Origin of the sequence: Stenotrophomonas sp. HITSZ_GD (assembly GCF_029543105.1) — a bacterium.
In the GTDB taxonomy this organism is placed as follows: Bacteria; Pseudomonadota; Gammaproteobacteria; order Xanthomonadales; family Xanthomonadaceae; genus Stenotrophomonas_A.
Map to the genome: position 1 here is coordinate 42,083 of NZ_JARQXB010000020.1, position 10,686 is coordinate 52,768.

A 10,686-nucleotide genomic window follows, 5' to 3' on the forward strand; every position below is an offset into this window, starting at 1 on the left:
CCCGGACGCTTGATCGTGCGTCGCGGGGGGAGGGGAAGGCGGGGCCGCCGGCGAGGGCTATTTCAAAGTCAGCACGTAAGCGGCCGGTCCCGGCAGGAACGGCGTCGGCTTTCCTTCCGCCCAGTCCTCGTGCGCCGAGCCCCAGAACGGAGAGAGCGGATGACCGCTCTGGCCGCCGGGCATGTGGATGTAGCCCTGGTCTTCGTGGCCCGGTGAAACCACCATGCGTTCCGAAGCACCGAACGCCGGGCCCTGCACGCGGGGCATGTCGCGGTCGCCCGGCAGCGGCTCGGCCGGCATGCACAGCGCGCGGCGCACGAACGCCGGAAGCGCGCGCGAGATGGGGTGGCAGATCGCCGTGGTATTGCGTTGGCCCCAGGTCCAGTCGGCCGGATTCGGGGATTCAGCGGTCAGGTCGTGCTCGGTCTGGCGCGCGGCGTCCACCAGCAGGGCGTCCCAGCTGGCGAACGGCGGCGGCAGCAGGTTCGCCGGGCGCTGGCGCAACATCGGCCATGCGACGCCTTCCAGCTGCGCACGCGGGGGCGGCAGGTAGGCGTCGCCGAGTTTCGCCTGCGCGGTGGCGGTGAGGCCTGCGAGGATGCGGTCCAGCACCTGGTCGCGGAAGGCACGCACGACGCGATAGCTCACCGAACTGGTCGAGGCGCGGCCATCCCATTGGCGCGAGGCCACTTCCAGCCGGCGCAGCGAGGGATCTTCGCTGTTCTCCACCACCTGCCGCAGCAGCGGCCACCAGCGCTGCAGGAACAGGGCGCGGTCGTCGAGCTGGATGGCGAGCAGGTCGCGTTCGTTGAAACGCTCGCGCGCATAGAGGTCGTCGCGGATCTGCCGCGCGCGGGCGCCCAGGTCATAGCCGCCGTTGCCGACCACCGCCAGGGTGGTGTCGTCCACGATGCGGTTGTTGGCGGTCCACAGGCGGTGGTCGGTGGGGTCGATCAGCGCAGGCGCCTGGTTCGTGCGCAGCGGCCACGGGGCGCATGGGGCAGGTGTGCCCGAGGCCATCGGGTCGATTTCGATGCGGCCGGGCTGGCAGCCGGGTCCACGGTCGGGGCGCGCGCCGATGACGCGCCAGGCGATGCGTCCGTGGCGGTCGGCCAGCATCAGGTTCTGCGCGGGAATGCCGGAACGGTCGGCGACGGCGAGCGCCTGGTCGAGGTCGCCGGCACGCGCCATGTCGATGAAGTCCAGGCGCACCGCGCCGGGCAGCTGGGCCGCCCAACGCAGGGTGAGCAGGCTGCCATCGGCCTGCTGTTCCAGCACCGGGCCCCAGTCGCTTTCGCGCACCGGGAAATCCACCGGCGCGCCGCCGGCCACTTCGATCTTCTCGTCGAACGTGCGCAGGCGCGCGGCATCGGCGGCCGGCAGGCGCGCGTAGTCGGCCGTGTCGATGTAGCTGTTGGTGAAGCCCCAGGCGACATGCCCGTTGCTGCCGACGATCACCGCGGGGATGCCGGGCAGGGTGAAGCCGGAGACATCCACGCGGCCGCCCGGCGCGCGCGGATCGGGATAGCGCAGTCGCGCGCGGAACCAGATGTTGGGCGCGCGCAGGCCCAGGTGCATGTCGTCGGCGACGATGGCGCGGCCGTCGGCGGTCAGCGCGCCGCCCACGGCGAAGTTGTTGCTGCCGACCACGTCGGCCTGGGGTTCGGAAGCCCATGCGGTGGCGGTCGCGGTGGCGGGCGCGGCGGCGGTGCGTAGGTCCAGCTGGGTGGCATCGGGCAGCGAGGCATCGCCGTGCGGTGCGCCCAGCAGCGGGGCGTCCCAGTTGCTGCCATCGTGTGCGATCAATGCATATAGCGCCGGCGGCACCACCTCGCGCAGGCGCGAGAGCGATAGCTCACGGCGGTTGCGGTTGTCCTGCAGGTCGCCATACATCGCCAGGCCGACGAGGATCGAATCGTCCAGCGCCCATTCGCGTGGGGTTTGGCGCAGCAGCAGGTAAGGCCAGGGACGCGCGCGCAGGGCGCCCAGGCCGGCATTGGCGCCCTCGCGATAGGCCTCCAGGAGGGCCCGCTGCGCGCCCAGCGATGCATCGAGCTGCGCATCCACGCGCGCCCGCAGGCGATGCACGCGGTTCTGCTTGTCGGTGTCCAGCGCGGCGGGGCCGAACAAGGCGGACAGTTCGCCGGCCGAAACGCGGCGCATCAGGTCCATCTCGAAGTAGCGTTCCTGCGCGTGCACGTAGCCGAGCGCGCGCAGGGCATCGGCTTCGTTGGCGGCGTCGATGGTGACCACGCCGGCGGCATCGCGTTCGATCTTCACCGGGGCCGACAGGCCGGGCAGGGATTGTTCGCCTTCCAGCGTGGCCAAGCTGCCGCGCAGCGTCCACCACGCGGCCAGGGCGGCGAGCAGCACCAGCACGAGAAGAAGGAGGGCCGCACGCAGCAGCCAGCGCCCGACGGTTTTGCGCATGTGAGTTTCCCCCTGGATCCGCCCGATTGTATGTCGGCGCGATGCGCGATGTATGGCGGCCGGGCGCCGTGCCCAATGAAACTGATTCCGATTAGAACGCGGCGCGGCCGGATCGGGCACCATGCGCGGCATCGCAATCCCCCAGGAGTCCGCCATGAAGGGCCACCCCGAAGTCGTCGAATGCCTCAAGCAGCTGCTGCGTGGCGAGCTGGCCGCACGCGACCAGTATTTCCTGCACTCCCGCCGCTACGAGGACCAGGGGCTGAAGGCGCTGTACGAGCGCATCGGCCACGAGATGGAGGAGGAGACCGAGCACGCCGACGCGATCCTGCGCCGCATTCTCTTCCTGGAGGGCGACCCGGACATGCGCCCGCTGCCGTTCGAGCCGGGCAAGACCGTGGTGGAAATGCTCGAACGCGACCTGGCGGTGGAGTACGAAGTGCGCGCCAACCTCGCCGCGGCGATGAAGCTGTGCGAGCAGCACCAGGACTACGTGAGCCGCGACATGCTGCTCAAGCAGCTGCGCGACACCGAGGAAGACCATGCGTGGTGGCTGGAGCAGCAGCTGGGCCTGATCAAGCGCATCGGTCTTGAGCTTTACCAGACCTCCAAGATCGACGGCAGCGGTTCGGTGTCCGAATAACGCTCGGTCGAGGCGCAGGGCCCCTACCGCGGGGCCGAAAGAAGAAGGGCGCGCCATCGGCGCGCCCTTCTTTTTGCCTTACTCCACGTCCAGCCCGTCGACCTTTTGCCAGCCGCGCGGCAGCAGGTGCCCGCGCGTGGCGCGCGCGCCGACGTAGGCATCGAGGTCCTTGAACGAGAGGTTCATCGTGCGCGCCCCGCTGCGTACCAGCAGCGTGTGGCCCGGCGACACCGCCGCCACCGCGACCACGCGCTCGGTGGCGAGCTTGGCCTTGGGGATATCGATGATCTTGTTGCCCTTGCCCTTGTCCAGCTCGGGCAGGTCCGCCGCCGGGATCGCCAGCAGGTTGCCCGCGCTGGTCACCGCCACGATGCGGTCGGTGTCCACCTTGGCCACCGCCGCCGGGCGCAGCACCTGCGAACCCGGGGTGAGGTTGAGCATCGCCTTGCCGGCCTTGTTGCGGCCGGTGAGGTTCTCGAAGCGGGTGACGAATCCATAGCCATGCGAGGACGCCAGCACGAAGCGGCTGTCGTTCTCGCCGGTGGCCATCGCCTGGAACGAGGCCCCGGCGGCCGGCGAGAAGCGGCCGGTCAGCGGTTCGCCGTTGCCGCGCGCAGAGGGAAGCGTATGCACCAGGGTCGAGTAGCTGCGGCCTTCGGTATCCAGGAACGCGACCTGCTGCGTGCTGCGGCTGCGCACCGCCTGCAGCAGGCCATCGCCTTCGCGGTAGGACATGCCGGCCGGATCGACCTCGTGGCCCTTGGCCGCGCGGATCCAGCCCTTCTCCGACAGCACGACGGTCATCGGCTCGCTGGCGACCAGTTCGGTCTCGTCGATCGCCTGCGCGGCCTGGCGCGCCACCAGCGGCGCGCGTCGCGCGTCGCCGAACTTCTTGGCATCGGCGGTCAGCTCGTCCTTGATCATCTTGCGCAGCTTGGTTTTGCTGGCCAGCACGGCCAGGATCTGCTCGCGCTCCTTGGCCAGCGCATCCTGCTCGCCGCGGATCTTCATCTCTTCCAGCCGCGCCAACTGGCGCAGGCGGGTTTCCAGGATGTACTCGGTCTGCTCCTCCGACAGCCCGAAGCGCGCCATCAGCACCGGCTTGGGCTCGTCCTCGGTGCGGATGATGCGGATCACCTCGTCGAGGTTGAGGAAGGCCACCAGCAGGCCTTCCAGCAGGTGCATGCGGCGCTCGACCTTCTGCAGGCGGTGGTTGAGGCGGCGGGTGACCGTATCGCTGCGGAAGGTCAGCCACTCGGTCAGCACCTGCTTGAGGTTCTTGACCTGCGGGCGGCCGTCCAGCCCGATCACGTTGAGGTTGACGCGGTAGCTGCGCTCCATGTCCGTGGTGGCGAACAGGTGGCCCATCAGCTGCTCGGCGTCCACGCGGCTGGAGCGCGGCACCAGCACCACGCGCACCGGGTTCTGGTGGTCGGACTCGTCGCGGATGTCCTCCAGCCACGGCAGCTTCTTGGCGCGCATCTGCTGGGCGATCTGCTCGATCACCTTGGAAGGCGAGACCTGGTACGGCAGCGCGGTGACGACGATGTTGGCGCCTTCCTTCTGGAAGGTGGCGCGCGCGCGCACGCTGCCGTTGCCGCTCTCGTACATCGCGCGCAGGTCGGCGGCCGGGGTGATGATCTCGGCGGTACTCGGGTAGTCCGGGCCGCGCACGTGTTCGCACAGGTCGGCGACGGTGCAATCCGGATCGTCCAGCAGGCGGATCAGCGCGCTGACGATCTCGTTGAGGTTGTGCGGCGGCACGTCGGTGGCCATGCCCACCGCGATGCCGGTGGTGCCGTTGAGCAGCAGGTGCGGCAGCCGCGCCGGCATCCACGAGGGCTCTTCCAGCGTGCCGTCGAAGTTCGGGGCCCAGTCCACGGTGCCTTGGCCCAGTTCGCCCAGCAGCACCTCGGCGATCGGGGTGAGCTTGGACTCGGTGTAGCGCATGGCCGCGAACGACTTGGGATCGTCCGGCGAGCCGAAGTTGCCCTGGCCCTCGATCAGCGGGTAGCGGTAGGAGAACGGCTGGGCCATCAGCACCAGCGCTTCGTAGCAGGCGCTGTCGCCGTGCGGGTGGTACTTGCCGATCACGTCGCCCACGGTGCGCGCGGACTTCTTCGGCTTGGCGGCCGCGTTCAGGCCCAGCTCGCTCATCGAATAGACGATGCGGCGCTGCACCGGCTTCAGGCCGTCGCCGATGAAGGGCAGGGCGCGGTCGAGCACGACGTACATGGAGTAGTCCAGGTAGGCGCGCTCGGCGTATTCACGCAGCGGCAGCTGCTCGAAGCCATGGAACGTGGGGCGGGTGAGGTCGGTCATTCGCGGGTGGTACCTGTGGAAGGCGCCGCGGCGTGAGGCCGCTGGCGAGGCGGTCGATTATCCGGATGCGGCCGGGGATGCCAAGCCGGACGCGGCTCGCGGGGGGGGACAGCGTCTGGCCAGGCAGAACGGCTGGCCGGGCGGGGTGCCCATTCAGGTTCGGGCCTTTCCGCTCCGGGCATCCCGCCAGTGCAACGCAGCATTTAATTCCATTCGAGATATTTGCGTTGACAAATATTCCAGTTGGAAGAGAATACGCCCCCATGAAGTGTCCGCCGCTCACCGACAACCCCGCCATGCCGCCCAGCTTCGGCCTGTTGCTGCGCCAGGTCCGCGACGGACTGGTGCGCCAGCTGGATGCCGAAATGAAAGGTGCGCTGCCGGATTTTGGTTTCAGCCACTACGTGGGCCTGAAGATCCTCGCCAGCCACTCGCCGTGCACCGCCAACGAGCTGGCGCAGGCGCTGGACCAGACCCCCAGCGCGGTGACCCGCCTGCTCGACAAGCTGGAAGCGCTCGGCTACGTGCGCCGCGAGCCGCATGCGCTGGACCGCCGCGCGTTGCAGATCGTAATGACCGACGAAGGCCGGCAGATGTGGGTGCAGCTCAAGCAACGCGGCGATGCCGCGATGGACTACGCCCTGCGCGACCTGACGCCCGATGAGCGCGAGCAGCTCATTTCCCTGATGACCCGTGTACGCGACTCCCTCAATTCCCCATGACCTCCATCTCCCCTGACATTGCGAATTCCGGCCGCGCCCTGCGCCCGCTGGCGATCGGCCTGCTGACGCTGGCGCTGGCCGCTTGTGCCAGCAGCCGGGGCCTGGCGCCGCAGGACCACCCGCGCGATCCGGCCAGCCTGCATGCCGAGCAGGCCCTGGGCCAGGCCGGCCTGAGCCCGGCCGACTGGCCCGCCGCCGATTGGTGGAAGGCCTTCGGCGACGCCCAGCTCGACGCACTCATCGACGAGGGCCTGCGCAACAGCCCCAGCCTGGCCGCGGCCGATGCGCGCCTGCGCCAGGCGCAGGCCCAGGCCGGCAGCGTGGATGCCGAGCGCAAGCCGAGCCTGTCGGTGTCCGGTGGCTACACCGGCCTGCAGCTGCCCGAATCGATGGTGGGTGACGAAATAGGCGGCCATTACGCCGGCAGCGCCCAGGCCGTTCTAGATTTCAGCTATGGCGTGGACCTGTGGGGCGGCAAGCGCGCTGCCTGGGAAGCGGCGGTGGACAACGTGCACGCCGCCGAGATCGACGCCCAGGCCGCGCGCCTGAACCTGTCGGCGGCCATCGCCGAGACCTACACCCAGTTGGCCTATGCCTGGCGCCTGCTCGACGTGGCCAACGACGAGCTGGCCCGCGCGCAGAAGACGCTCGACCTGACGCGCCAGCGCCGCAATGCCGGCATCGACAGCGACCTGCAGTTGCGCCAGGCCGAAGCGCGCGTACCGACCTCGCGGCAGCAGGCGCAGTCGGCGCAGCAACAGATCGACGAAGCGCGAAACGCGCTGGCCGCGCTGGTCGGGCAGGGCCCGGACCGCGGCCTGCAGATCCAGCGCCCGAACCTGCCTGACCCCTTGCTCGCGCAGCTGCCGAGCGTGGTGCCGAGCGAACTGCTGGGCCATCGGCCCGACGTGGTTGCCGCGCGCTGGCGCGTGGAGGCGGCCGACAAGGACGTGCGTTCGGCCAAGACGAAGTTCTACCCGAGCTTCAACATCACCGCGCTGGGTGGCGTGGTGGCCAGCGACGTGGGCGACCTGCTGAAGAGCGAATCGGTTTTCGGCGTGCTGGCGCCGGCACTGAGCCTGCCGATCTTCGATGGCGGCCGGCTGCGCGCGAACCTCTCCAACAAGGACGCCGCCTACGATTTGGCGGTGGCCGACTACAACCAGAAGATCATCGGCGCGCTGCATGAAGTCGCCGACCAGGTGAACGCCGTGCGCTCGCTCGACCAGCGTGCGCAGTCGCAGGCCGAGGCGCTGAAGACCGCGCGTGCGGCCTATGACCTGGCCCAGCAGCGTTACCGCGCCGGCATCGGCAGTTTCCTGGAAGTGCTCAGCGTCGAGGAGCAGCTGCTGATCGCCCAGCAGCGCCTGACCGCGCTGCAGTCCGAACAGATCACGGCCTCGGTGAAGCTGCGCCAGGCGCTCGGCGGCGGCTTCGCACCGCAGCCGGCCGCCGTGCCGGCCGACAGCGCCAATGCCGAACCCACCTCCGTCAATCCGAATTCCTGATCGAGTCCCGTCATGAGCCAGCCCACCCCCACTTCTCCCACTCCCGCCGCGGGTAGCAAGCGCGGCAAGCTGCTGCGCATCCTCGCGGTGATCGTGATCGTGCTGCTCGTCGCGGTGACGGTCTGGTACTTCCTCTACGGCCGCTGGTTCGAAGACACCGACGATGCGTACGTGCAGGGCAACCAGGTGCAGATCACCCCGCTGGTCGGCGGCACGGTGGTCAGCATCGGCGCCGAGGACGGCATGCGCGTGGAGCGCGGCCAGCTGCTGGTGCAGCTGGACCCGGCCGATACGCAGGTGGCCCTGCAGCAGGCCGAAGCCAACCTCGCGCGCACCGTGCGCCAGGTGCGCGGCCTGTACCGCAGCGTGGAGGCCTCGCAGGCCGATCTCAATGCGCGCCAGGTGGCCCTGGACCGCGTGCGCGCCGACTTCGCCCGCCGCAAGGACCTGGCCGCCAGTGGCGCGATCTCCAGCGAAGAGCTGGCGCACGCCCGTGACGAGCTGGCCACCGCCGAGGCCGCGTTGAGCGGTTCGCGCGAGCAGTTCGAGACCAGCCGCGCGCTGGTGGACGACACCGTCGTGGCGACCCAGCCGGACGTGCAGGCCGCCGCCGCGCAGCTGCGCCAGGCCTACCTCAACAATGCCCGCGCGGCGATCGTGGCGCCGGTCTCCGGCTACGTGGCGCGGCGCTCGGTGCAGGTCGGCCAGCGCGTGCAGCCGGGCACCGCGCTGATGGCGGTGGTGCCGCTGGAGCAGACCTGGGTGGAGGCCAACTTCAAGGAAACCCAGCTCAAGCACATGCGCCTGGGCCAGGAAGTGGAACTGCGTTCGGACCTGTACGGCGGTGGCGTGAAGTACAAGGGCAAGATCGAGAGCCTGGGCCTGGGCACCGGCAGCGCGTTCTCGCTGCTGCCGGCGCAGAACGCCAGCGGCAACTGGATCAAGATCGTGCAGCGCGTGCCGGTGCGCATCGCGGTGGACCCGCAGCAGCTGAAAGAGAACCCGCTGCGCATCGGCCTGTCGATGAAGGTCGAGGTCAACCTGCACGACCAGAAGGGCAATGTGCTGCCGACGCAGACCGCCAAGGGTGCGGTGTACGACACCAACGTCTACGCCCAGCAGCTGCAGCAGGCCGACGACGACATCCATCGCATCATCCAGGCCAACCTGCCGGCCAAGGGCTAAACGACGATGTCCGCGCAAGCTCCCGCCGCACCCGGCGCACCGGGTGCACCGGCCGCCCCCGCGGCGGCCGGCTTCCGCCCGCCGAGCGTGGCGCTGACCACCGTGGGCCTGGCGATGGCCTCGTTCATGCAGGTGCTCGACACCACGATCGCCAACGTGTCGTTGCCGACCATCGCCGGCAATCTCGGTGCCAGTTCGCAGCAGGCCACCTGGGTCATTACGTCCTTCGCGGTGAGCACGGCCATCGCACTGCCGCTGACCGGCTGGTTGTCGCGCCGTTTCGGCGAGACCAAGCTGTTCGTGTGGTCCACGCTGGCCTTCACCATCGCCTCGCTGCTGTGCGGTTTGGCGCAGAGCATGGGCATGCTGGTAGTCTCGCGCGCGCTGCAGGGTTTCGTGTGCGGCCCGATGTACCCGATCACCCAGTCGCTGCTGGTGTCGATCTATCCACGCGAGAAACGCGGGCAGGCGTTGGCGCTGCTGGCGATGATCACGGTGGTGGCGCCGATCGCCGGCCCCATCCTCGGTGGCTGGATCACCGACAACTACAGCTGGGAATGGATCTTCCTGATCAACGTGCCGCTGGGCATCATCGCCAGCTCCATCGTTGGTTCGCAGCTGAGGCATCGGCCCGAGCAGATCGAGCGGCCGAAGATGGACTACATGGGCCTGATCCTGCTGGTGATCGGCGTGGGTGCCCTGCAGCTGGTGCTGGACCTGGGCAATGACGAGGACTGGTTCAGTTCGCACCTGATCATCGCCCTGGCCTGCATCTCGGCGGTGGCGCTGGTGGTGTTCGTGATCTGGGAGCTGACCGACAAGGATCCCATCGTCGATCTGCGGCTGTTCCGCCACCGCAACTTCCGCGCCGGCACGCTGGTGCTGGTGGTGGCGTATGCGGCGTTCTTCAGCGTAAGCCTGCTGATTCCGCAGTGGCTGCAACGCGACATGGGCTACACGGCGATCTGGGCAGGCCTGGCGACGGCGCCGATCGGCGTGTTGCCGGTGATCCTGACGCCGTTCGTGGGCAAGTACGCGCTGCGTTTCGACTTGCGCGTGCTGGCGAGCATCGCCTTCATCTTCATGTCGTTCACCAGTTTCTACCGGTCGAACTTCAACCTGCAGGTGGATTTCTACCATGTGGCGATGATCCAGCTGGTGATGGGCATCGGCGTGGCGTTGTTCTTCATGCCGGTGCTGCAGATATTGCTGTCGGACCTGGACGGGCGCGAGATCGCGGCCGGTTCGGGCCTGGCGACGTTCCTGCGCACGCTGGGCGGCAGTTTCGCCGCGTCGTTGACGACCTACCTGTGGTCGCGGCGCACGATCGAGCACCACGCGCACATCAGCGAGCACATTTCGATCTACGAGCCCGGCATCCGCGACCAGGTACTGGCGGCGGGGCATGGCGACCTGCAGTCGGGCGCGGCGGTGTTGAACAACATGATCAACCACCAGGCCTCGCAGATGGGCTTCAACGACATTTTCTACCTGCTGGGTTGGACGTTCCTGGGCATCATCGCGTTGTTGTGGGTGGCCAAGCCGCCGTTCGGCGCCGGCGCGGGTGGCGCTGCCGCCGCTGGCGGTCACTGAGCCCTCCACATCGCGTCGCGGGTTTGGATGCCCGCGGCGCACCTCTACCGGACCGGGTGGTATCTCCCTCCCCATCTGCCCTGTCCGGAGCCCCGCCGAAAGGCGGGGTTTTCTTTTTCCGTGGTCTGTGGGTTTTTTGCGCGTGGTTTATTCGTGGGCTTTGATGTCGGTTGGCGCTCACGGGTCTGCGCGGGGCCAGCGGGGGTGGGGCCCTTTCGGGACACGCCGTGAATCCATCCATGGAGGCTCGTAGGCGACATCCATGTCGCCTACGGTCCCGAAA

The 10,686-nt window shown here is 68.8% G+C and carries 7 protein-coding genes; 5 read left to right on the forward strand and 2 right to left on the reverse strand.

From position 1 onward, the window contains the following. Positions 1-57 precede the first annotated feature (57 nt). Positions 58-2,430 carry a penicillin acylase family protein gene (locus P6166_RS15620; RefSeq protein WP_277765365.1) on the reverse strand — a complete coding sequence of 791 codons (2,373 nt, stop codon included), beginning with the start codon at positions 2,428-2,430 and terminating at the stop codon, positions 58-60. Positions 2,431-2,584: 154 nt separating this feature from the next. Between P6166_RS15620 and bfr the strand changes: the two genes are divergently transcribed. Continuing rightward, on the forward strand, positions 2,585-3,073 hold the full coding sequence (gene bfr, locus P6166_RS15625) for a bacterioferritin (protein ID WP_130318014.1): 489 nt from the start codon (positions 2,585-2,587) through the stop codon (positions 3,071-3,073). Between the two features lie 78 nt (positions 3,074-3,151). Here the strand turns inward: bfr and parC are convergent, their stop codons facing one another. After that, on the reverse strand, positions 3,152-5,395 hold the full coding sequence (parC, locus tag P6166_RS15630; protein WP_277765366.1) for a DNA topoisomerase IV subunit A: 2,244 nt from the start codon (positions 5,393-5,395) through the stop codon (positions 3,152-3,154). A 296-nt stretch (positions 5,396-5,691) separates the two neighbouring features. Here parC and P6166_RS15635 point away from each other — a divergent pair, with 296 nt between their 5' ends. The 4 genes from P6166_RS15635 to P6166_RS15650 are packed head-to-tail and all read left to right on the forward strand — an operon-like array spanning position 5,692 to position 10,403. Further along, positions 5,692-6,117: a MarR family transcriptional regulator gene (locus P6166_RS15635; RefSeq protein WP_277765372.1), complete on the forward strand. Its 426-nt coding sequence runs from the start codon at positions 5,692-5,694 to the stop codon at positions 6,115-6,117. Next, the gene (locus P6166_RS15640; RefSeq protein WP_277765367.1) at positions 6,114-7,625 is read left to right on the forward strand and encodes an AdeC/AdeK/OprM family multidrug efflux complex outer membrane factor; all 1,512 of its coding nucleotides are present in this window, start codon (positions 6,114-6,116) and stop codon (positions 7,623-7,625) included. The genes P6166_RS15635 and P6166_RS15640 overlap by 4 nt, the downstream gene beginning before the upstream one ends. A gap of 12 nt (positions 7,626-7,637) precedes the next feature. Continuing rightward, entirely contained in the window at positions 7,638-8,810 is a 1,173-nt protein-coding gene (locus tag P6166_RS15645) for an efflux RND transporter periplasmic adaptor subunit (protein ID WP_277765368.1), read from the forward strand. Positions 8,811-8,816: 6 nt separating this feature from the next. Beyond that, on the forward strand, positions 8,817-10,403 hold the full coding sequence (locus tag P6166_RS15650; protein ID WP_277765369.1) for a DHA2 family efflux MFS transporter permease subunit: 1,587 nt from the start codon (positions 8,817-8,819) through the stop codon (positions 10,401-10,403). The last annotated feature ends 283 nt before the right edge of the window (positions 10,404-10,686 follow it).

Coding starts and splice junctions, on each gene's coding strand:
- P6166_RS15620 (WP_277765365.1), bottom strand. CDS start 2,430: ATGCGCAAAACCGTCGGGCGCTGGCTGCTGCGTGCGGCCCTCCTTCTT.
- parC (WP_277765366.1), bottom strand. CDS start 5,395: ATGACCGACCTCACCCGCCCCACGTTCCATGGCTTCGAGCAGCTGCCG.
- bfr (WP_130318014.1), top strand. CDS start 2,585: ATGAAGGGCCACCCCGAAGTCGTCGAATGCCTCAAGCAGCTGCTGCGT.
- P6166_RS15635 (WP_277765372.1), top strand. CDS start 5,692: ATGCCGCCCAGCTTCGGCCTGTTGCTGCGCCAGGTCCGCGACGGACTG.
- P6166_RS15650 (WP_277765369.1), top strand. CDS start 8,817: ATGTCCGCGCAAGCTCCCGCCGCACCCGGCGCACCGGGTGCACCGGCC.
- P6166_RS15645 (WP_277765368.1), top strand. CDS start 7,638: ATGAGCCAGCCCACCCCCACTTCTCCCACTCCCGCCGCGGGTAGCAAG.
- P6166_RS15640 (WP_277765367.1), top strand. CDS start 6,114: ATGACCTCCATCTCCCCTGACATTGCGAATTCCGGCCGCGCCCTGCGC.